We start from the raw sequence: 22879 nt of genomic DNA on the forward strand, positions 1-22879 counted from the left end.
TCAAATCACTCCCAGGAGCAACGCCGTCAGGGTCATCAACACCGAGGCGGCAAACAGGAAAGGAATGGTGAAGCGCTGGTGATCGGCCAGTTCGATCTTGCACAGGCCCACCAGCAGGAAGGTCGCAGGAGTCAGCGGGCTGACCGGGAAGCCGGTGGTGTGCACGCCCAGCAGCGAAGCCTGGGCCACTTGCAGCGGGTCGACGCCCAGGGCCTTGCCGACTTCGGCGATCACCGGCATCACGCCGAAATAGTAGGAATCGGGGTCAAACAACATGCTCAGGGGCATGGACAAAAAGCCCACTACCGCCGGGATCAGTTTGCCGTGGCCCGCCGGAATCTGCGCCACCGCCACTTCGGCGATGGCCTTGAGCATACCGGAGCCCTGCATGATGCCGGTGAACACCCCGGCAGCGAGCAGGATACTGGCCATGGTCAAGGCGGTTTTCGCATGGGCGTCGATGCGCGCACGCTGGGCGTCCACGTTGGGGTAGTTGATGCACAGCGCAACCACGGTGCCGAGCATGAACATCACCACTGGGTCGACCCAGCCGGCGATCATCACCACCATGACCAGCACGGTGAGGATCAGGTTGAGCCAAAACAGCCGTGGGCGGCGCAGCTTGAGGTCATCCTCACTGAGCACCCGGCGCGGCACCGCGTCCACCGTGGAGCCCGCGCCCAGGCCCAGGCGTTTTTCTTCACGATGGCCCAGCCACCAGGCGCAGGCGAAGACAAAGATCAGCCCGACGATCTGCACCGGAATCAGTGGCTGGAACAGGTCGGCCACCGGCACATGCAGCGCCGCCGACGAGCGCAGCACCGGGCCGGTCCAGGGTAGGAAGTTGACGCCGGCGGCCATCGCACACACGCAGGCGAGGATGCGTTTATCAATGCCCAGCCGCGTATACAGCGGCAGCATCGCCGGCACCGTCACCAGAAAGGTCACCGCGCCAGAACCGTCCAGGTGCACCAGCAACGCCAGGGTCGCGGTACCCACCACAATCCGCGTAGGACGCGTGCCGACCGTGCGCAGGATGCGATCAATGATGGGGTCGAGCATGCCCGCGTCGGTCATGATCCCGAAAAACAGGATCGCGAACACAAACATGCCAACCACAGGGGCGACGTTCTTGATACCGGTAATGATGAAGGCGCTGGTTTGCAGGCCGAAGCCGCCGACCAGCGCAGCGATGATCGGCAAAGCGATCAACGCCACCAGAGGCGAGAGGCGTTTGCTCATGACGGCAGCGAGCAGGCACAGGATGGTGATGACACCCAGGGTTGCGAGCATGGGTTACTCCAGGGCGGCCTTGTTGGCCGGTTATTGTTTTCCCTGGAGTATTGGAATCGCGCTAGGCTTTGTAAATTGCAATATTCAACCACCAGCGTTCGGAAAAACAAAATGAAGCGACGCGCATGAAAAACAGCATCCAGCACATTCAAGCCTTCCTTGCGGTTGCCCGCACAGGCAGCTTCACCAAGGCGGCCAACGAACTGCATCTGTCGCCGTCGGCCCTCACCGTGCAGGTGCAACAACTGGAAGACTGGCTCGGCGTCGCCCTGCTCGACCGCAGCCCGCGCCACGTGAGCATTACCGCCGCAGGCCAGGATGCACGCGGGCCCATGGAAAAACTGCTGCTGGACCTGGACAACATCGTCACCGGTTCGCGCGACCTCGCCGCCTTGCGCCGCGGCGTGGTAACCATCGCCGCCCTGCCTTCAGTCTGTGCTGGCGCCCTGCCCCCGGCCTTGCGCCTGTTTCGCGAACGCTTCGCCGGCATCGAAGTGCGCCTGCATGACCTGGTGGCCCAGCGCATTCATGCAAAAGTTCGCAACGGCGAAGTGGATTTCGGCATCGGCGTGCGCGCCCGCCTGAGCCACGGCCTCGACTTCGTGCCGGTGCTCAATGATCGTTTGTGCGCATTTGTGCCGTCAGGTCATGCGCTCGCCCGCCACCGCCAACTGACTCTGGAACAATTGGCGGACCAGCCGATCATCCTGACCGGACGCGACAGCAGTGTGCGCGAGCAAGTGGATACGCTGTTCGATGAGACACGCCTGACACTGAACGCCGGCATGGAGGCCAACTACATGTCGACCGTATTGGCCTTGGTGCGCCAGGGCCTGGGCGTCAGTGTGTTGCCGGAGTCAGCGGCGGATAGCCTGGAAGGTTTGAAGCGGATCAGCATTGATCATCCCGGGGTGAATCGAGAGATCGGGTTGATCAGCCGTAGCGGGATGGGCTTGAGCCCGGCGGCGCAGCGCTGCTTTGAACTGCTAAATAACCAATTATCTGACTCACCATTGAACTAAATGTGGGAGCGGGCTTGCTCGCGAATGCGCAGTGTCAGTCGCTGAATGCTTAGACTGACCCACCGCTTTCGCGAGCAAGCCCGCTCCCACATTCTGACCGCGTCAGCTCAATTGAGCATCGCCACGTACTTGGGATGACTGGCCACCCGCTGCAACCATGCCTGCACCGCCGGATACGGCGCCAGGTCAAAGCCGCCTTCATGGGCCACATGGGTGTAGGCATACAACGCAATATCGGCAATGGAAAATTGCTCGCCCACTAAATAAGGCGTGGCTTGAAGTTGACGCTCCATCACCCTCAAGGCCTTGTAACCGCCTTTGTGGGTGGTCTTGTATTCCTCCAGCCGATCCTCGGGCATGTTCAGATAAAACTGAATAAACCGCGCCACCGCAATGTAGGGCTCGTGACTGTATTGCTCGAAGAATTGCCACTGCAGGACTTGCGTGCGCAGGCGGGGTTCGGTCGGCAGGAACTCGCTGCCATCGGCGAGGAAGTTGAGGATCGCATTGGACTCCCACAGGCAGGTGCCATCTTCGAGCTCCAATACCGGGACCTTGCCATTGGGGTTCTTGGCCAGGAACTCCGGAGTCTGGGTATCGCCCTTGAGGATATCGATATCGACCCATTCATACGGGATGCCCAACAGATTGAGCATCAATTTGACCTTGTAGCAATTGCCCGACTTGTAATCGCCATAAACCTTGTACATGGGGCTCCCCTTTCGCCGCGCTGACCGAATGCTTGCGCCCACAAGGTGCGGGTATCGAGGGCTTGTTTCAAGGCGTCGCGCAGAATAAATCCCTTGGCCTAGGCCTTTCATCCCTTTTCACCGGGACAATCGAAAACATTATTTGCTTTATTTGTATACAAAAGCATAATTCGCTTCGTGCGAGTTCCTGACCTTTTGGTCAACAAACCCGCCAGTACCTCAAAGCGCTGTTGCCCACTCATGTGACCGGCGCTGGAAATAACAATAAAACGATTGAGGAGTACTCGCTGTGGATAGCCGCAAAACCGAAGCCCCTACGTTGGACCTGGCCGCGCCCCGAGGCGGTTGGCTGGAACGCCTGTTCAAACTGCGCTTGCATGGCACCACAGTGAAGACCGAGCTGATCGCCGGCCTCACCACCTTTATCACCATGGCCTACATCATCTTCGTCAACCCCAACATCATGGCCGATGCCGGTATCGATCACGGCGCGGCCTTCGTTGCCACCTGCATCGCGGCAGCGCTGGGTTGCCTGCTGATGGGCCTGTACGCCAACTGGCCAGTGGGCCTGGCGCCGGGCATGGGCTTGAACGCGTTTTTCACCTACACGGTGGTCGGCACCATGGGCTACACCTGGGAAACCGCCCTCGGCGCGGTGTTTATTTCCGGTGTGCTGTTTATGATCCTGACGCTGTCGCGCATCCGCGAATGGCTGCTCAACAGTATTCCGGTCAGCCTGCGCCACGCCATGGGCGCCGGCGTGGGCTTGTTCCTGGGGGTGATCGGCCTGAAAACCGCCGGCATCATCGTCGACAGCCCGGCCACGCTGATCAAGCTCGGTTCCCTGCACGAGCCGGCACCGCTGCTGGCGGCAGTGTGTTTTCTGCTGATCGCCATCCTCAGCTATCACCGCGTGTTCGGCGCCATCCTGATCAGTATCATCGCTGTGACCCTAGCCGGCTGGGGCCTGGGCCTGGTGCACTACAACGGCATTCTCGCCACCCCACCGAGCCTGGCACCGACCTGGATGGCAATGGACGTAATGGGTGTGTTCAATGTGAGCATGATCAGCGTGGTATTTGCCTTTCTTTTTGTACACATGTTCGACACTGCCGGTACACTGATGGGCGTTGCGCAACGCGCAGGCTTAGTGAATGCCGATGGCAAGATCGACAACCTGTCCCGCGCATTGAAGGCTGACAGTGCATCCAGCGTGTTCGGCGCCATGGTCGGTGTACCTCCGGTGACCAGCTATGTAGAAAGTGCCGCCGGTGTGGCTGCTGGCGGCCGTACGGGGTTGACCGCGGTGACCGTGGGCGTGCTGTTCGTGGCGGCGATGTTTTTTGCGCCGCTGGCCGGCATGATTCCGGCCTACGCAACGGCGGGCGCGCTGATTTATGTAGCGATGCTGATGATGGCGAGCATGGCCCATATCAACTGGGATGAGGCCACCGACAGCATTCCGGCAATCGTCACCGCGATCATGATGCCACTGACGTTTTCGGTTGCCGATGGGATCGCCCTGGGCTTTATCACCTATGTGGCGTTGAAGGCCGGCACCGGTAAGTACCGCGAGATTTCCATCAGCTTGTGGGTGCTGTGCGCGATCTTTATCGCCAAGTTCATCTTCCTGTAGTTCGGGAACGGCTGAAAAACCGCCTCACCTTCGGGTGGGGCTTTTGCACGAATGGAGGAACGTAAATGACCTTGGAAACCTGGCTGCTGTTCAGTGGCGCTGCGCTGGTGGTGATCCTGATTCCCGGCCCGCTGTCCCTGCTGATGATCAGCAACAGCCTCAACTATGGCCTGCGCCGCTCCTACCCGGCGTTTCTCGGCGGGGTGTTTGCCTCGATCTGCCTGTTGAGCGCCTCGGCCCTGGGCCTGGGTGCATTGTTGCTGGCCTCCGAGCAGTTGTTCAGCGCCTTGAAAGTCCTTGGCGCACTGTACCTGTTTTATCTCGCCTGGCAGAGCTGGCAGCAATCGCGCCTGCCGGCCCACGCTGCGCAAGTGCCGCAAACACCGGCCGTGCCGCGCTTTCGCGCCTTGTTTGGCCGTGCTTTTGTACTGGGGGCGAGCAATCCCAAGGACATCCTGTTTTTCGCCGCTTTCCTGCCGCAGTTTCTCACCAGCCAGCAGCCGTTTTTGCCGCAACTGCTGATTATGATAGCCACCTGGACGGTGCTCGACCTGCTGTGCAAATTGGCCTACGGCCTGGGTGCCCATGGCGCGGCGCGGTATTTGCGCAGCGGTGCGGGCCAGAGCTGGTTCAACCGTATCAGCGCCGCACTGTTTGGCGGCGCCGGCGCTGCGGCACTTATCAACGTGAGGGGCTCACTTTGATGAAGTAAACAGTTGGCTCGAGATTACCTGCACTAGCCCATTGGATGCCGGCCACAATCCGCCCCAAGCGCTGTTCTTGCATGGCCCGGGCCACCTCCCTTAATAATTCAGAGTCGGGGTGTGCCTTGATGGCGACTCCAATCCACTTGTCCGTAAGCTTGTTTCTGAGTGTCATTCGCCCCGAGTCAAGCCATTGGTAAGCCACGTAATACACTTGGTTCGAACGGGGATGAGTCACAACGGATTCGTCACTGAATTCCCCGGCGCGCCGCCCCGCACGCAGTACAGACAAGTCATCAACTCTGAAACCTTGCTGCTCCAGCACGGTTCTGACTGCAGCACGCTCTGCTGCAAGCCGGGGTAGCCTGACTGGCGTCGCGTCAAATTGCAGACGCGGTTCCAATGGATCCCGCAGATTGAAATCAACCCGCGTAAAGCCCGGTGCCTTGCCTTCATAACCGACGTATACATAGGCGTTACGCCTGTCATTAACCCGCAACATCCGCAGTAAATCGTCCGTCTGGCCGCGCTTGACCGGGCTGGGAGCCAGCCATTTATCCAGCGTCGCGCGGACTTTCAGCAGGTGGTTGGCATTGGTGGTGGTGGAAGGGTCTGCCATTTCAATCAGCCGCAATACCGCAAACCTTCGGCTGTTGCCGGTCATTGAGGGGAAGGCAAGGCTCATATCAATGTCCAGCGAGTGCTCGAATAAACGCGCGTGCATCTGCCATTCACCCGCAGGCGTGCGCGACACTGGAATTGGCTGTTCTTCCACTGCCAGGCGTGTCCAGCGTTCAATGTCCATGAAAGGCGCTGAAACCCTGGATTCATCCCGCGTGATAAAGGTGATATCCGTCAATGGATCCTGCTGCCCGCGGGGGAGCACTCGGTAATAACTGTTCCTCGGATCCTGCAGCTGTTCATACCTGGCGCCTATTCTGACGACTGAGCGGGAAACTTCTCCGGTCTGTGAAGTAATAAGAAATACCCCGGGTTCAGGGGACTCCCATCGATCCGTGGCGTGAATTTGCGCACGCCAGTTCACCCAATCGATGTGCGTCGTAGAGGAGTTGCGAATCCGGCTTAGCAAGGCCTGATGAAAATCCGTCAACTGCAAATTCGGCACTGCCGCAGGCACTGCCACAGGCCACGGGTTGCGCATCGCAGAGCTCGGACCGGCCACCGGCTCGGGTGCATCGGCACCGAGTAGCCATTCCTTGGGTCGATGGATATGCAGTATCAACTCGTCTTGCCCTGGAGTTTCGGTGTTTTTAAGGCGAAACACCGACTCATCGGCGCGCCGGTAAACCGGGTAGTGGTGCGTTTCGTCGGCCACGAACGACTCGCCATTCTTCACATAGATACCTTCCTCTCCCGGCCCCTTCAATGCGACAGCGCCATCGGGTATGCCCTTGATCTTGTAGGGCTCCAGGGCTTTGACTCGAGCTACCGCAGACGGCGTCGAGCGAGAAACGGCGCCAACCCTCATGCGCAAGCGGTGTACCCTCCCCAAGGTAGCGCGCACAGGCCGCGCTACCCGAGCGACGGTACCGCCCAGCTTCTTGGGGCCAGGTACGAAGTTCAGTAACAGATCAATTGCCAAAAATCCGCTCATGAAGCCTACATCCACAGCGTCAAGCGGATCGCCAAAGCGATGATAACGCCGCGCCACAATCAGCAGCTCGTAGAAGTCATTGAACATCCCGAACAACGGCGAGAAAAAGGCCACCAGCGCACGGTTACGGGTATCGCTCTGCCCATCCAGGCGCTGACGTCGGTAGGCCTCCAGCGCCTTGCCAGAATGGCTGGCAGCCTGGGTCTGGCGTTGCAGCTCAAGCACGCCAGCTTGATATAACAGGGCCTGGGCGTCGCTGTGCGAGGTGGCGACCAACGTCAGCCAGTTCTGCGGATCACTGGCAATCTGCTCATGGGTTTGTTGCTCGATTTGATCAAGCAATGCCGTCGGCTCCAGGTGCCTGACTGAAAATGAGCGGACGAACTCCACCCCGCGCCAGATCCACCTTCCCGCTGAATAAACTGGCACGCCTCCCAGTAAATCGAACGCCATAGCCGAAATATCGACCTCGACCTCGGCCGGATGATGGCTGATGGCCTCGAATGCCCAGCCGGGTGCAACCTGGTGCGCCAGCGCACGGGCGTTGGCAGGCACGGCGCCGATACGGTTCAATTCAGCCTGGGCCTGTTGCAGGCAGCTGTATTCGGTGAGGATCAACGCTTGCGGTGCCCTGGGCCAGTAGACCACGCAGAGTTCGGTACGCTTGTCTTGCACCACCACGATTCCAGCAATATAGCGGTCGTGTTGCATCGTGTGGCCCACCAGATGCACCACATGCAACCGCACCTCATGCTGGTTTTTCAGCAGGTCCTGCTGTGTCCGGGCTGCCATCGCGGTCTTGAACAGGCTTTGCGCATTGGCCGTCAGCCCCTGCTGAACCGCCGAAAAAAGATGAAGATCTACGCCGGTTTGCAAGGTGCGTTTCAATAACGCGGGAATGCGTCCTTGACTGAGCCGGTGGGTGGGGTTGGTACGTGGATAGAACGTTCGGTTGATCAACGCATCGTACTCGCCGCCAATATCCAGCGAAGACACCAGCTCGATCAGATAAGCGTCATTGAGCTGTTGCCTCCACTGCGGTTGCAAAAAACGCCCGCGGTTCAATCGCCATTGTGTCCAGGGCGCCAAGGGGTCCAGGTTATGCAGCGCCAGTTGCAGCAAACTGAACGTCGTCCGTGTGGCGGTCGGGGTCATTATTATTTTACGATCGCCCACGGTACAGCCGCTGGTCCACCCGCAATAACTGCCTTGAACATCGTCGGGCATATCGATCAAGGGCTGATCGATGTCAAACAGTGGCGAAATACCGTCCTTGCTCAAACGCTCGGTCAAGGCGCGACGAGCGAATGTTTCCAGGTCGGGCTGCCATTGCTCCAGACGAGACTTGAAGGCGAAGGCACTGCTCAGGTAGAGACCCTGCAAATGCTTGAAGCGCCGGCGCTTGACGCGCGTTGACTGTGCCAAATAGGCCGGCAGGTTTTTCGCTTCTGCCGCCGTCTTGCGCACCAGTTCAATATTGGCCTGCGCCTGCCTCAATGCGCTATTGACGGGCACCCTCAACTGTTCTTTGAGTTCAACCAGCAACAGCGCGCGGCCAAGGGTAGGATCCTTGACCTCACTGAACACACGCGTGATGTCCTCGGTACTTCTGTACAGACGATCGCAGGTCCCCAGCACTTTCTTGATCGACGCCAGCGCCGGCTTGCCTTTTACAGGGACGTAGCGCACGGCCAAGGTTTGACGTACCGCATGTGTGCGTAAGTCGCGACGTTTGTCGCGCTCGACACCGTGCCATAGCACCGAGTCATCCCAGCCGCCAAGGCTCGCCTTGAGGCTCTGAGTCAATGCCTCCAGGCTGGAAAAACCCAGTACGCCCCCCTCTGCCCCGAAGGCGTACAACACCACCGGATGCCTGCGGGCAGGCACCCGCACCGCTGGGGCCGTGGTCACCACCCATATGTTATGCAGCGTGTAGAAGGCGTCAGGCTCGCTCCCCACCGCGATCGTCAGCACCTGGGTCTCACTGCCTGGGCGCTTGGTTGGCAGAGGCTGATCCACCACCTCAATTATCAGGTCGCGATGTGCCGTACTCAGCAGTTTGAGCCGGTGTTGCAACTGGGCCTCGCAGCGCAGGGCTGCGGTTTGGGCGTTAATGAACAGCGAACCGCGGCGCAGCGTGCCATTACCACCGGGACGCTCAGCCCAAAAATCCACGTCGAGCAACCGTTGTTGCTCTGTTTGTATCAACCCATCCAGCGTCTGCGCATAGCCTTGTTGCTGGCTTATCAGCGACAACAACTCCAGGTATTGCGGCGTATCCGCGCTCAGGTCCTGCGAGTCGAGCAACGCGAGCAAGCCTTTTTCGTATCGCTTGATCTGCTGCTCTCCCGTGCGCTGGGCCAAGTCAGGAGCCGTACTGGCAAAGATGATTTCTGTGGACCGTCGACGCTGGTCCCATTCAAGCAACTCCTCACGCAGGGGGCCGAGTCGCGCGCTACCGACCAATTGCTTGCGTACGCCTTCCACCTGGGCGAGAAGCTGTACGGCATCCAGCCGCTGCGGTCGAGGCCGTGCTTTGGAAAAAACGTGCTCGTAATTGATCATCACGGTACACGCCAATTCATTTTCCCACTGCCCGTCCAGCAACGCCTGCGCACCCAGCGCCAGCGCATCCCCCATGACCTCCAAGCCGCGAGTGATACAGGAGGCCGGCGATAAATCCCCGGGGCGATACAACGTATCGCGACGACGCAACGGTAAGCACTGCCAAAGCTCGTTGAACCGCGACCTGTTCAGTTCGAGCAGGCCGCATTGAATGGCGAAGAACGACGGATACTCATAGAAATTGCGCCCCTCCCCCGGCAGGTAAACAACGTGAGGCACAGCACTGGGATCGCCCTCGCGATAAAAATGCAAGGCGGCGGGGATCGCTGTCGCAGGTGTACCGGGCCAAAGCAATTGGCCCACGCGTACGCTGGCCCAGCCGCCGCCAGCACGCTGACGAGCCTCGACAGTCGGCGCATCGATCGCGGCTTGAACCATGGCTATTCCCGCACTCGAAAGCTCGTCCAGTTGCCGCGCCATGTAGGCTTGGTCAGCGAACAGCCGCTTGTACAGCTCAACCCAGCGCTCTCGCCGCGTGAGCCAGGACCCTTGCGCCAGGCCGTCCCAATAGCCGCTCTGCGCACTGGCCAACCGCTCGAACAGCCTCAACTCGATCACTCGCCGCAGTGCTTGCAGCGGCGTAAAGGGCAACCGGCGATCCGGATCGCCCTTGACGCTCAAGGTAGTGAATAAATTGACGTTGATCGGCACCGAGGGCAAAACCAGCAGTTGCAGCGCACGGTCAGTCAAGCTGTCGACTTTCTCCGGCTCGCCTGCCAGCTTCGGTTGGGTAAACAACAGGTTGTTCGGGTCGATTTCAAACGCTTTGCGCAACTGCGCGCGAATGACTTTCAAGACTCTGGGTGACCGCGCTATCAAGCGGCTGAGTGCTTGTGCCGACTCGCTGGACCGAACGTCGACAAGGCAGACCTGATTGATCAGGCGGCTGGGCTGGGTGTAAGTGTTGATTCGCCCTCCGAGTTGTTTACGAATGGCCTGCAATGCGGCTTCGGCGGCAACCTCGGCATCGAGGGGATCGGGCGAATGGCTGGCGGGTTGCAGTACATCGGGCATGGTCATGGCGTTTCCTTCATTCATGAGGAAAACAGCCAGCCTAAGTACTGCCCAGGGCCTGCGGGCGTTAGATAGTTGAACGCATTACCCGGCAAAAAAAAGCCCGCAGTGTGCGCGGGCGAAACCAACGAAGAGCATTTGGGGGTGTGAAGCGAGGTGACGACTCAGCTACCGCGATAAGTGGAGTAGCTGTAAGGCGAAATCAGCAGGGGTACATGGTAATGGTCCTGTTCGGCACTGATACCAAAGCGCAGTACCACCACGTCCAGAAAAGCCGGCTCGGGCAACTGCACGCCACGGGCACGGTAGTAGTCACCGGCGCTGAATTGCAGTTGGTAAACGCCGCTACGGTAATCGTCGCCTTGCAGCAGCGGTGCGTCGCAACGGCCGTCGCTGTTGGTGGTGGCGGTGGCAACCAGCTCCAGCTGCGCGCCTTCGACGCGGTACAGCTCAACCTTGATAGCGCTGCCGGGGCAGCCGTGCGCGGCGTCCAAAACGTGTGTGGTCAAACGTCCCATGGCGTCTATGCGCCTCCCGAAGTCAGTAAAAAGAGAACCTGCACTTTTTCAGAGCATTGAAAAAGCCGGCGATATTCGATTAAGACACTTTTTACGAAAATTGTACACAATAAATTCCACAGCACTTCAACCCCTCTGTAGGAGCGAGCTTGCTCGCGAAAAACACCAACGATAACGCGGGCTTTCAGCATGAAAAGTGGCGCACTCAGGTTTTTCGCGAGCAAGCTCGCTCCTACAGTGGGCTTTTTCATCTTAACCTGACCGCTCAGGCAAGTTTCTTGCAGGTAGACCGTTCAGAAAAAATGCAGAAATGCAGGCTTACAAAGTTCGCGATAAGTTGTATACAATCACTCATCGCTGTGACGCCACTCAGTCATTCCACTGCCCGGTCGCCACACATTTGCTACCACGAACAAGAAGGAAGACTGCAGTGAGCGCTGACTACCCACGCGACCTGATCGGTTACGGCAGTAACCCTCCTCACCCCCATTGGCCGGGCAAGGCACGCATCGCGCTGTCGTTCGTACTCAACTACGAAGAAGGCGGCGAGCGCAACATTTTGCACGGTGACAAAGAGTCGGAAGCCTTCCTTTCGGAAATGGTCTCGGCCCAGCCGCTGCAAGGCGAGCGCAACATGAGCATGGAGTCGCTGTACGAGTACGGCAGCCGTGCCGGGGTGTGGCGCATCCTCAAGTTGTTCAAGGAATTCGACATTCCGCTGACCATCTTCGCCGTGGCCATGGCCGCCCAGCGCCACCCGGATGTAATCCGCGCCATGGTCGCCGCCGGCCACGAGATTTGCAGCCACGGCTACCGCTGGATCGACTACCAGTACATGGACGAGGCCCAGGAACGCGAGCACATGCTCGAAGCCATCCGCATCCTCACAGAGCTGACCGGCGAACGCCCGCTGGGCTGGTACACCGGCCGCACCGGCCCCAACACCCGTCGCCTGGTGATGGAGGAAGGTGGCTTCCTGTACGACTGCGACACCTACGACGACGACCTGCCCTACTGGGAACCCAACACCCCCACCGGCAAGCCGCACCTGGTGATCCCCTACACCCTGGACACCAACGACATGCGCTTTACCCAGGTGCAGGGTTTCAACAAGGGCGATGACTTTTTCGAGTACCTCAAGGATGCCTTCGACGTGCTGTATGCCGAAGGTGCCGAGGCGCCGAAGATGCTTTCGATCGGCCTGCATTGCCGCCTGATCGGCCGCCCGGCACGCCTGGCCTCGCTCAAGCGCTTCATTGAATACGTCAAAGGCCATGACCAGGTGTGGTTCACCCGCCGTGTGGACATCGCCCGTCACTGGCACCAAACCCACCCTTTCCCGGGAGCGGCGAAATGACTGCGTTCCAAACCCTGAAACCTTCGACCTTGAGCCGCGACGCCTTCGTCCAGGCCTTTGCCGATATCTACGAACACTCGCCATGGGTGGCCGAAAAGGCCTTCGACCTGGGCCAGGACGCGTCGATCGACCAGATCGAAACCCTGCACCAGCGCATGAGCGATATCCTGTTGAGTGCTGATCACGCCTCGCAACTGGCGCTGATCAATGCTCACCCGGACCTGGCCGGAAAAGCTGCCGTCCAGGGCCAACTGACCCAAGCCAGCACCGATGAACAAGCGGGCGCGGGGATTCACCAATGCACGGCCGAAGAGTTTTCTCGCTTCACCGAGCTGAATGAGGCCTACAAAGCCAAGTTCAAGTTTCCCTTCATCATGGCGGTAAAAGGCAGCAACCGGCACCAGATCCTCGCCGCGTTCGAAACGCGCATTCATAACTCGGTGGACACCGAGTTCAAGTGCGCGCTGAACGAGATCAACAAGATCGCGTTGTTCCGCTTACTGACCCTCTAGCAGTCCATCCCCAGCCACTCTATTTAAGGCAGACAAGAAGAATGAAAGCTTACGCCGTACCTTTCGAAAAGTTCGTCAACCTGGCCGACGCCCGCCTGGGCACCAAGATCATCTCGGTGACCGACGACTGGTTCGCTGACGCCAACCGCCTGTTCCAGCCGACCCCGGCCGTGTGGAAGGAGGGCGTTTTCGATGACAACGGCAAGTGGATGGACGGCTGGGAGTCGCGCCGCAAGCGCTTCGAAGGCTACGACAGCGCGGTGATCCGCCTGGGCGTGCCGGGTTCGATCAAAGGCGTGGACATCGACACTTCATTCTTCACCGGCAACTTCCCGCCATCGGCCTCCCTGGAAGCCTGCTTCCTGGCCTCGGGTGAACCGGATGCCAACACCCAGTGGGTGGAAGTACTGTCGGCGGTCGAGCTGCAAGGCAACAGCCACCACTACCACGAGATCAACAACGACCAGGCGTTCAGCCACCTGCGCTTCAACATCTACCCGGATGGCGGCGTAGCCCGTCTGCGTGTGTACGGCGTGCCGTTCCGCGACTGGTCTTCGGTGGGTGACAACGAACAGATCGACCTGGCTGCCGCGCTCAATGGCGGCCGTGCCCTGGCCTGCTCCGATGAACACTTCGGCCGCATGAGCAACATCCTCAACCCGGGCCGTGGCATCAACATGGGCGACGGCTGGGAAACCGCACGCCGTCGCACGCCAGGCAATGACTGGGTGATCGTCGCCCTGGGCCACCCGGGCGAGATCGAGAAAATCGTGGTCGACACCCTGCACTTCAAGGGCAACTACCCGGATACCTGCTCGGTCCAGGGCGCCTTCGTGAAAGGCGGCACCGACAGCCAGATCGAAACCCAGTCGCTGTTCTGGCGCGAACTGCTGCCGGCGCAGAAGCTGGAAATGCACGCCGAACACACCTTCGCCGAGCAGATCAAGGCGCTGGGGCCGATTACCCACATCCGCTTGAATGTGTTCCCGGATGGTGGTGTGAGTCGCCTGCGGGTACTGGGCAAGGTCGCGAAGTAATGCTGAGACTGTAGGAGCGAGCTTGCTCGCGAAGATCGTCAAAGATAACGCGCCCATCCTGGATACACGCGGTGTCTTTGAGTTTTTCGCGAGCAAGCTCGCTCCTACACAGATCCAATAACAACTCAAGATTAAGAAGACAGCCATGCGCACACTGATGATCGAACCTTTGACCAAAGAAGCCTTCGCCCCCTTCGGAGACGTTATCGAAACCGATGGCAGCGATCACTTCATGATCAACAATGGGTCGACCATGCGCTTTCACAAGCTGGCAACGGTCGAAACAGCACAGCCTGAAGACCACGCCATCATCAGCATCTTCCGCGCCGACGCGCAGGACATGCCGCTGACCGTGTGCATGCTGGAGAGACACCCGCTGGGCAGCCAGGCGTTCATTCCGCTGCTCGGCAACCCCTTTCTGATCGTGGTCGCGCCACTTGGCGATGCACCTGTATCAGGCTTGGTCCGCGCCTTCGTCACCAACGGCAGGCAGGGCATTAATTACCATCGCGGCGTCTGGCACCACCCGGTGCTGACGATCGAAAAGCGGGATGACTTCCTGGTGGTTGATCGCAGTGGCACAGGCAATAACTGCGATGAGCATTTTTTCAAAGAGGATGAGCGGTTGATCCTCGCCCCCCACCAATAAGAGAAGGCCGGATCACCCGACAACAAGGGTGACAGGCGAGAGGTAAAGACTGTGGAAGCACATCTGTTGGAATGGCTGAACCTGAGCGTGCGCTGGGTTCACATGATCACTGGCGTCGCCTGGATCGGCGCTTCTTTCTACTTCGTCTGGCTGGAAAACAACCTTAATCGCGTCAACCCCAAGAACGGCCTGGCCGGTGACTTGTGGGCGATCCACGGTGGCGGTATCTACCACCTGGAAAAATACAAACTGGCCCCCCCGACCATGCCGGACAACCTGCACTGGTTCAAATGGGAAGCCTATTTCACCTGGATGTCGGGCGTCGCGCTGCTGTGCGTGGTGTTCTACCTCAACCCGACGCTGTACCTGCTCGCCCCCGGCAGCAGCCTCAGCGGCACCGAAGGCGTGTTGCTGGGCATCGGCTCGTTGTTCGCCGGCTGGTTCATCTACTCCTTCCTCTGCGACTCGGCCCTGGGCAAACGCCCTGCCCTGCTCGGCTTGATCCTGTTCGTGCTGTTGATTGCGGCGGCCTACGGCTTCAGCAAGGTGTTCAGCGGCCGTGGCGCCTACCTGCACGTGGGTGCGGTGATCGGCACGATCATGGTGGGTAACGTGTTCCGCATCATCATGCCGGCCCAGCGCGCGCTGGTGGCGGCCATCGCCGAGAACCGCACGCCCGACCCGGCGCTGCCGGCCAAGGGTCTGCTGCGCTCACGGCACAACAACTACTTCACCTTGCCGGTGCTGTTCATCATGATCAGCAACCACTTCCCGAGCACCTATGGCAGCCAATACAACTGGCTGATCCTGGCCGGGATCGCGGTGGCGGCGGTGTTGGTGCGCCACTACTTCAACACCCGGCATGACAGCCAGAAGTATGCGTGGACCTTGCCCGTGGGCGCCTTGGCGATGATCAGCCTGGCCTACGTGACCGGGCCAAAACCGGCTGAACCGATTGCCAAGGCACCAGCTGCCATCGAGTACCAACCCCTGCCGGAAACCGCATTGGGCGGTGGCTTGAAACCGGCCGCGCCTGCCGCACCCGCCGCTGAACCGGCACCGGCCCAGGCCACCACGGACTTCGGCCAGGTGCACCACGTGATCGAGCAACGCTGCACCGTGTGCCATTCGGCCAAGCCCACTAGCCCGCTGTTCAGCACCGCCCCGGCTGGGGTGATGTTCGACACACCGGCACAGATCCAGCAGCAGGCCGCGCGGATTCAAGCGCAGGCGGTGGCCAGCCAGATCATGCCGCTGGGCAACATTACCCAGATGACCCAGCAGGAGCGGGATTTGATTGGCACCTGGATCAATCAGGGGGCCCGCACCAACTGACAGTCTGACGCAGATCCAAATGTGGGAGCGGGCTTGCTCGCGAATACGGTGTGTCATTCAACCCTTAAGGTGACTGAACCGGCGCTTTCGCGAGCAAGCCCGCTCCCACAGGAGATATGCAGTGATTTGAAATCGCGTTCCAAATGGCAATTGAATGCCAAACAACACAAAAATAAAAAGATCCGAGGTGTTGCATGTCCCAGTTAGAAACGCAGACTCCTGCCGCGCCCGCCATGGTGCGGCTGCCCCTCTTGCAACTGATCCTGGTAGGCCTGCAACACGTCTTGCTGATGTACGGCGGTGCCGTCGCCGTGCCCCTGATCATTGGCCAGGCCGCAGGCTTGAGCCGTGAAGAAATTGCCTTTCTGATCAACGCCGACCTCCTGGTGGCCGGTATCGCCACCATGGTGCAGTCGTTCGGCATCGGCCCCATGGGGATCCGCATGCCGGTGATGATGGGCGCCAGTTTTGCAGCCGTAGGCAGCATGGTCGCCATGGCCGGCATGCCCGGCATCGGTTTGCAGGGCATCTTCGGCGCGACCATTGCCGCCGGGTTCTTCGGCATGCTCATCGCACCGTTCATGTCCAAGGTGGTGCGCTTTTTCCCGCCGCTGGTGACCGGTACGGTGATCACCGCCATCGGCCTTTCGCTGTTCCCCGTCGCGGTGAACTGGGCCGGCGGGGGCAGCGCCGCCGCCACGTTTGGCTCGCCGGTCTACCTGGCGATTGCCGCCCTGGTGCTGGGCACTATCTTGCTGATCAACCGCTTCATGCGCGGCTTCTGGGTGAACATCTCGGTGCTGATCGGCATGGGCCTGGGTTACGCCCTGTGTGGTGTGATCGGCATGGTCGACCTCAGTGGCCTGGCCCAGGCGCCGTGGGTGCAGGTGGTGACGCCGTTGCACTTTGGCATGCCCAAGTTCGAGTTGGCGCCGATCCTGTCGATGTGCCTGGTGGTGGTGATCATTTTTGTCGAGTCCACCGGCATGTTCCTCGCCCTGGGCAAGATCACCGGCCAGGAGGTCACGCCGAAGATGCTGCGGCGCGGCCTGCTGTGTGATGCCGGCGCGTCGTTCTTTGCCGGCTTCTTCAACACCTTTACCCACTCCTCCTTCGCGCAGAATATCGGCCTGCTGCAGATGACCGGTGTGCGCTGCCGCTCGGTCACGCTCATGGCCGGCGCGTTCTTGATCGTGCTCAGCCTGTTGCCCAAGGCGGCCTATCTGGTGGCGTCGATTCCACCTGCGGTACTCGGCGGCGCGGCGATTGCGATGTTCGGCATGGTGGCGGCGACCGGAATCAAGATCCTGCAGGAAGCCGACATCGCCGACCGCCGTAACCAGTTGCTGGTGGCCGTGAGCATCGGCATGGGCCTGATCCCCGTGGTACGTCCGGAGTTCTTCGCGCAGCTGCCATTGTGGATGAGCCCGATTACCCACAGCGGCATCGCCATGGCCACCCTCAGCGCGTTGTCGCTGAACATCCTGTTCAACATCCTCGGCGGCGCTGAGCGCCCCGAAGTCGCGCATACGCATTGATTCCTTTGTTAGTACAAAAATAACAACAACAGGGAACATCCACATGCACAACCTTGACCTGGGGCCGGCCACACGCCGCGCCCCATTCTTGCCCCTCGCGCTCTGTTACAGCGCACTTGAGCCCAGGCCTGGGAGCCAGTATTCTCCGCGCCCGCTCGAATCGACTCAAAAAAAAACAGCGAATGTAAAAGCTGACCTCAAGGCCAACTTATCCCGGCCTGATGTTTGCTGCCAAAGTGCACAAAAGTCCCCTGAATTCGACTGCATCCGCTGCAGCCGACGGGGATTTTTTGGCTTTTTTAACACCTTGGCGCAGCTCTTGCTAAAAGCATCAAAGCTGACCGAACAGACGATTTTTGCAGCGAACCAAAAGGCGCCACACCAGAGCGCCTGCGTAGAAGAAAAACCATAAAATTTTAACTCGGGAGCAACCGAATGAAACCTATGTTCAAAGGCCTGATGCTGGCGGGATCACTGCTGGCTGGTGGCCAGGCCGTCGCCGGTGACTTGTTGCAGTGGCAGAACAACAGCCTGACTTACCTGTGGGGCAAGAGCTTTACCGTCAACCCGCAGATCCAGCAAACCGTCACCTTCGAACATGCCGACGCATGGAAGTACGGCGACAACTTCTTCTTCCTCGACCGCATCTTTTACAACGGCAAGGAAGACGGCAATCTGGGGCCCAACACTTACTACGGCGAGTTCAGCCCGCGCTTGTCCTTCGGCAAGATTTTCAACCAGGACCTGTCATTCGGCCCGATCAAGGATGTGTTGCTGGCCTTCACCTACGAGTTCGGCGAAGGCGACAACGAGTCCTACTTGCTGGGCCCGGCATTCGATTTGAACATTCCCGGTTTCGACTACTTCCAGCTGAACTTCTACCAGCGCCAGACCGAAGGCAATCGTCCGGGTGACGGCGTATGGCAGATCACGCCGGTATGGTCGTACACCATTCCCGTGGGTAACTCCGACGTGTTGATCGACGGCTTCATGGACTGGGTGGTGGATAACGACAAAAACGCCCGCGGCACTTCTCACGCCAACCTGCACTTCAACCCGCAGGTCAAATACGACCTGGGCAAAGCGCTGCATTGGGGCGACAAGCAGTTGTATGTGGGTTTTGAGTACGACTACTGGAAGAACAAATACGGGATTGAAGACAGCGGGGCCTTCAAGACGACTCAGGACACGGCAAGCTTCCTGGTCAAGTACCACTTCTGACCGTCCTGTGTAGGAGCGAGCTTGCTCGCGAAAAACTCACGATCACCGCGCCCATGCTAAATAAACGCGGCGTTCTCAGGTTCTTCGCGAGCAAGCTCGCTCCTACAGAGGCTCATGCCAACCCCAGGAAACGGGTGATCTCCTCACGCTTGGCCAGTGCATCCTTGCGCCCCAGCTCGATCAACTCACTGCAGTACCCCGCCTCGAACAACAGATAACTCAACACCCCTGCCCCGCTGGTCTTGGTCGCCCCAGGCCCGCGCAAAAACACACGCAACGCCGCCGGTAATTCCTGACGATGCCGCGCGGCGATTTCATCGATGGGCTGGCTGGGGGCAATCACCAGTACCTCTACCGGTGCCAGGCCCTGCACCGCCGCATCCGCCGGCACGACGCGGCTGAACTGGTTCAAGCGCTCCAGCAGCTCGATATCGCTTTCCAGGCTGTCAATGAACGTGCTGTTGAGCATATGCCCACCAATTTGCGCCAGGGTCGGTTGCTGGCCGGTATAGGTACGCTGCATCGACGGTTCATTGCCACGCGGGTTACCACTGACGCCCACGACCAGCACGCGGCTGGCGCCCAGGTGCAAGGCCGGGCTGATGGGCGCGGACTGGCGCACCGCGCCATCGCCGAAGTACTCCTGGCCAAGCTTGATCGGGGCAAACAACAGCGGAATCGCCGAACTGGCCAGCAGGTGCTCCACCGTCAACTGGGTGGGCACGCCGATACGCCGATGGCGCAGCCAGGCATCAATGGTGCCGCCGCCCTGATAGAAGGTCACCGCTTGCCCGGACTCATAACCAAATGCCGTCACCGCCACCGCCTGCAAATGCTGGCGACGGATAGCCTCGTCGATGCCGTTCAGGTTCAAGCGCTCCTGCAACAAGTCGCGCAGTGGCGAGCTGTTGAGCAACGCCACCGGCACCTGGGCGCCCACCCCCAACAGGCTATGGATCAGGAAACGACTGGCCTGGCGCATCACTCCCGGCCAGTCGCTGCGCAGCACCTGATGGCTGCGAAAGCCCTGCCAGAAGGCCACCAGCCGTTGGATAGCGGCCGAAAAATCACTGGCGCCACTGGCCAGGCTCACCGCATTGATCGCGCCAGCCGAGGTGCCGACGATCACCGGAAAAGGATTCGCTGCCCCCGCAGGCAGCAACTCGGCAATCGCCGCCAACACCCCCACCTGGTACGCCGCTCGCGCCCCGCCGCCGGAAAGAATCAAGCCTGTGACCGGTTCAGCTGGGCGCATTGCGTCACTCCATGTGGCGAAAGGGTTGGGGTTATCGACGGCGCTTTTCGTACAACTTGGGCTCACCCGGTGGCCGGCTCTTGAAACGGCGGTGGGTCCACAGGTATTGCTCGGGGCATTCGCGCACCGAGGCTTCGACCCACTGGTTGATGCGCAAGCAGTCGATCTCGTCGGTTTCACCCGGGAAGTCGGTCAGCGGCGGGTGGATCACCAAACGGTAACCGCTGCCATCGGCCAGGCGCTCCTGGGTGAACGGCACCACCAGCGCCTTGCCCAGGCGTGCGAACTTGCTGGTGGCGGTGACGGTGGCCGCCTGGATACCGAACAGCGGCACGAAGATGCTTTGCTTGGCGCCGTAGTCCTGGTCCGGTGCGTACCAGATGGCCCGGCCGGCGCGCAGCAGCTTGAGCATACCGCGCACGTCGTCGCGCTCCACGGCAAGGGAATCGAGGTTATGGCGCTCACGACCACGGCGCTGGATAAAATCGAACAGCGCATTGCCGTGCTCGCGATACATGCCATCGATGGTGTGCTTTTGCCCCAGCAGCGCCGCACCGATTTCCAGGGTGGTGAAGTGCAGCGCCATGAGGATCACGCCCTTGCCTTCCAACTGCGCCTGCGTGAGGTGCTCCAGCCCTTCGACATGGGCCAGGCGCGCCAGGCGCGGCTTGGGCCACCACCAGCTCATGGCCATTTCAAAAAAGGCGATACCGGTGGAGGCAAAGTTTTCCTTGAGCAGGCGTTTGCGCTCCTGCGCGGATTTTTCCGGGAAGCACAGCTCAAGGTTGCGCGCCGCGATACGGCGACGATCACCCGCCACGCGGTACATGCCCGCGCCCAGCAGGCGACCAATGGTCAACAGCGCCCGATACGGCAATTGGGTGACCAGCCACAGCAGGCCGAGCCCCAGCCATAGCAGCCAAAAACGCGGGTGAAGAAATACAGCTCGAAAACGCGCGCGATCCATTACAGATTCCGGTAAAGACAAGGGCCGCGCATTCTACAACGGTTCGACTCGGCTTGCGGCGGGTGAGTGTTCTCGTTATAAGTCTCGACACTTTTCGTGACAAGCCGCTTTCGCCGACCATGAGCCAAACCGAACCGCTAGACCAAGATCCCGTGTTCCAGCTAAAAGGCAGCATGCTCGCCATTACCGTGCTGGAACTGGCCCGCAATGACCTCGACGCCCTGGACCGCCAACTGGCCGCCAAGGTCGCCCTGGCGCCGAACTTCTTCAACAACGCCCCGCTGGTGCTGGCGCTGGACAAGCTGCCGGCTGGCCAGGGCGTAATTGATTTGCCCGGCCTGATGCGCGTATGCCGTTCCCATGGCCTGCGCACACTGGCCATCCGCGCCAGCCGCATCGAAGACATTGCCGCTGCCATCGCCATTGAACTGCCAGTACTGCCACCGTCCGGCGCCCGCGAGCGTGCGCTGGAACCGCTGGTCGGCGAAGAAAAGAAAAAACCGGAAAAACCACCCGAGCCTGCGATCAGGCCTACAAAGATCATCACCTCGCCGGTACGCGGCGGGCAGCAGATTTACGCCCAGGGCGGCGACCTTGTGGTGGTTTCCTCGGTCAGCCCGGGGGCGGAACTTCTTGCCGATGGCAACATCCATGTATACGGCCCGATGCGCGGACGCGCCCTGGCCGGCATCAAGGGTGATACCAAGGCGCGTATTTTTTGCCAGCAGTTGACCGCCGAGCTGGTTTCCATCGCGGGTCAGTACAAGGTTTCCGAAGATTTGCGCCGCGATCCACTGTGGGGCGCTTCGGTACAGGTCAACCTGTCGGGCGATGTGTTGAACATCATCCGTCTTTAACGGATACTGCCGCATTTTCCAAGCATCTCTAGACTCTGATAGCAAAGCGAAACCGGCAAGACTTGTGTAGGACTTTTTGGAAGTTGGTGTTTCCCCATGGAAACCCCGTCTTTTTCCTGCAAAGGCTGTCCGCCTGCGGCGAGCTCCAAGAGATGTTTTTCAGGGACCGAAAGTCCTTTTTCCTTAGGGGTGAAACACCTTGGCCAAGATTCTCGTGGTTACATCCGGCAAGGGTGGTGTGGGTAAGACCACCACCAGCGCCGCTATCGGTACCGGCCTCGCTCTGCGCGGCCACAAGACAGTCATCGTCGACTTCGACGTCGGCCTGCGTAACCTTGACCTGATCATGGGCTGCGAGCGTCGCGTGGTGTATGACTTCGTCAACGTGGTGAACGGCGAAGCCAACCTGCAACAGGCCCTGATCAAGGACAAGCGCCTTGAGAACCTGTACGTGCTGGCCGCCAGCCAGACCCGTGACAAAGACGCGCTGACCAAAGAAGGCGTCGGCAAAGTGCTCGCCGAGCTCAAGGAAACCTTCGAATACGTGGTGTGCGACTCCCCGGCCGGTATCGAAACCGGTGCTCACCTGGCGATGTACTTCGCCGACGAAGCCATCGTGGTGACCAACCCGGAAGTCTCCTCGGTACGTGACTCGGACCGCATGCTCGGCCTGTTGGCCAGCAAGTCCAAGCGCGCCGAAGAAGGCCAGGACCCGATCAAGGAACACCTGCTGCTCACCCGCTACAACCCGGAGCGCGTCAACAACGGCGAAATGCTGGGTGTTGAAGACGTGAAGGAAATCCTCGCCGTGACCCTGCTGGGCGTGATTCCGGAATCCCAAGCCGTCCTGAAGGCATCCAACCAGGGCGTACCGGTGATTCTCGACGACCAGAGCGACGCCGGCCAGGCGTACAGCGATGCCGTGGATCGCTTGCTGGGCAAGACCGTGGAACACCGCTTCCTCGATGTCAAGAAGAAGGGATTCTTCGAGCGTATCTTTGGAGGCAACTAAAC

The 22879-nt window shown here is 60.0% G+C and carries 19 protein-coding genes; 13 read left to right on the plus strand and 6 right to left on the minus strand.

Annotated elements, in window-relative coordinates; genetic code table 11:
* Complete coding sequence (locus tag BUE92_RS26170) at positions 1–1293, minus strand: CitMHS family transporter (RefSeq protein ID WP_073527045.1); 1293 nt, start codon at positions 1291–1293, stop codon at positions 1–3.
* Positions 1294–1418: 125 nt separating this feature from the next.
* Between BUE92_RS26170 and BUE92_RS26175 the strand changes: the two genes are divergently transcribed.
* Positions 1419–2315, plus strand: coding sequence for a LysR family transcriptional regulator (locus BUE92_RS26175; protein ID WP_073527046.1), 897 nt, complete (start codon positions 1419–1421; stop codon positions 2313–2315).
* 107 nt (positions 2316–2422) lie between these two features.
* On the opposite strand, the gene BUE92_RS26180 is transcribed toward BUE92_RS26175, so the two are convergent.
* Positions 2423–3025: a glutathione S-transferase family protein gene (locus BUE92_RS26180; RefSeq protein ID WP_073527047.1), complete on the minus strand. Its 603-nt coding sequence runs from the start codon at positions 3023–3025 to the stop codon at positions 2423–2425.
* A 289-nt stretch (positions 3026–3314) separates the two neighbouring features.
* On the opposite strand from BUE92_RS26180, the gene BUE92_RS26185 reads away from it, so the two are divergent.
* Positions 3315–4661, plus strand: a complete 1347-nt coding sequence (locus BUE92_RS26185) for an NCS2 family permease (RefSeq protein ID WP_003192809.1) — start codon at positions 3315–3317, stop codon at positions 4659–4661.
* Positions 4662–4726: 65 nt separating this feature from the next.
* Complete coding sequence (locus tag BUE92_RS26190) at positions 4727–5365, plus strand: LysE family translocator (protein WP_073527048.1); 639 nt, start codon at positions 4727–4729, stop codon at positions 5363–5365.
* On the opposite strand, the gene BUE92_RS26195 is transcribed toward BUE92_RS26190, so the two are convergent.
* Both BUE92_RS26195 and uraH read right to left on the minus strand, forming a co-directional pair.
* Complete coding sequence (locus BUE92_RS26195; protein WP_371915198.1) at positions 5343–10547, minus strand: dermonecrotic toxin domain-containing protein; 5205 nt, start codon at positions 10545–10547, stop codon at positions 5343–5345. The genes BUE92_RS26190 and BUE92_RS26195 overlap by 23 nt on opposite strands.
* Before the next feature lie 236 nt (positions 10548–10783).
* Entirely contained in the window at positions 10784–11137 is a 354-nt protein-coding gene (gene uraH, locus BUE92_RS26200; protein ID WP_032896006.1) for a hydroxyisourate hydrolase, read from the minus strand.
* A gap of 430 nt (positions 11138–11567) precedes the next feature.
* Between uraH and puuE the strand changes: the two genes are divergently transcribed.
* From puuE to BUE92_RS26240, 8 genes are all read left to right on the plus strand, one after another.
* Positions 11568–12494 carry an allantoinase PuuE gene (puuE, locus tag BUE92_RS26210; RefSeq protein WP_073527050.1) on the plus strand — a complete coding sequence of 309 codons (927 nt, stop codon included), beginning with the start codon at positions 11568–11570 and terminating at the stop codon, positions 12492–12494.
* Positions 12491–13006 (plus strand): 2-oxo-4-hydroxy-4-carboxy-5-ureidoimidazoline decarboxylase, encoded by a 516-nt coding sequence (gene uraD / locus BUE92_RS26215; RefSeq protein ID WP_073527051.1) that lies wholly within the window; start codon positions 12491–12493, stop codon positions 13004–13006. The genes puuE and uraD overlap by 4 nt, the downstream gene beginning before the upstream one ends.
* Positions 13007–13047: 41 nt before the next feature.
* A complete protein-coding gene (alc, locus tag BUE92_RS26220; protein ID WP_073527052.1) occupies positions 13048–14043 on the plus strand; it encodes an allantoicase in 996 nt (331 codons plus the stop codon).
* Between the two features lie 145 nt (positions 14044–14188).
* The gene (locus tag BUE92_RS26225) at positions 14189–14692 is read left to right on the plus strand and encodes an ureidoglycolate lyase (RefSeq protein WP_005789953.1); all 504 of its coding nucleotides are present in this window, start codon (positions 14189–14191) and stop codon (positions 14690–14692) included.
* Between the two features lie 51 nt (positions 14693–14743).
* Positions 14744–16027, plus strand: coding sequence for a urate hydroxylase PuuD (locus BUE92_RS26230; protein WP_003192825.1), 1284 nt, complete (start codon positions 14744–14746; stop codon positions 16025–16027).
* A 194-nt stretch (positions 16028–16221) separates the two neighbouring features.
* Positions 16222–17565, plus strand: coding sequence for a nucleobase:cation symporter-2 family protein (locus tag BUE92_RS26235; RefSeq protein ID WP_073527053.1), 1344 nt, complete (start codon positions 16222–16224; stop codon positions 17563–17565).
* 43 nt (positions 17566–17608) lie between these two features.
* The gene (locus BUE92_RS28350) at positions 17609–17977 is read left to right on the plus strand and encodes a hypothetical protein (RefSeq protein WP_143170035.1); all 369 of its coding nucleotides are present in this window, start codon (positions 17609–17611) and stop codon (positions 17975–17977) included.
* Positions 17978–18000: 23 nt separating this feature from the next.
* On the plus strand, positions 18001–18786 hold the full coding sequence (locus BUE92_RS26240; RefSeq protein ID WP_073527054.1) for an outer membrane protein OmpK: 786 nt from the start codon (positions 18001–18003) through the stop codon (positions 18784–18786).
* A gap of 112 nt (positions 18787–18898) precedes the next feature.
* On the opposite strand, the gene BUE92_RS26245 is transcribed toward BUE92_RS26240, so the two are convergent.
* Both BUE92_RS26245 and BUE92_RS26250 read right to left on the minus strand, forming a co-directional pair.
* Positions 18899–20041: a patatin-like phospholipase family protein gene (locus tag BUE92_RS26245; protein WP_073527055.1), complete on the minus strand. Its 1143-nt coding sequence runs from the start codon at positions 20039–20041 to the stop codon at positions 18899–18901.
* Positions 20042–20072: 31 nt separating this feature from the next.
* A complete protein-coding gene (locus BUE92_RS26250) occupies positions 20073–21008 on the minus strand; it encodes a lipid A biosynthesis lauroyl acyltransferase (RefSeq protein ID WP_073527056.1) in 936 nt (311 codons plus the stop codon).
* Between the two features lie 119 nt (positions 21009–21127).
* Between BUE92_RS26250 and minC the strand changes: the two genes are divergently transcribed.
* Both minC and minD read left to right on the plus strand, forming a co-directional pair.
* Positions 21128–21865, plus strand: a complete 738-nt coding sequence (gene minC / locus BUE92_RS26255; RefSeq protein WP_003192832.1) for a septum site-determining protein MinC — start codon at positions 21128–21130, stop codon at positions 21863–21865.
* A 199-nt stretch (positions 21866–22064) separates the two neighbouring features.
* Positions 22065–22877 (plus strand): septum site-determining protein MinD, encoded by an 813-nt coding sequence (minD, locus tag BUE92_RS26260; RefSeq protein WP_003192835.1) that lies wholly within the window; start codon positions 22065–22067, stop codon positions 22875–22877.
* Positions 22878–22879 lie beyond the last annotated feature (2 nt).

This window comes from Pseudomonas fluorescens (assembly GCF_001902145.1).
Taxonomy (GTDB): domain Bacteria; phylum Pseudomonadota; class Gammaproteobacteria; order Pseudomonadales; family Pseudomonadaceae; genus Aquipseudomonas; species Aquipseudomonas fluorescens_BV.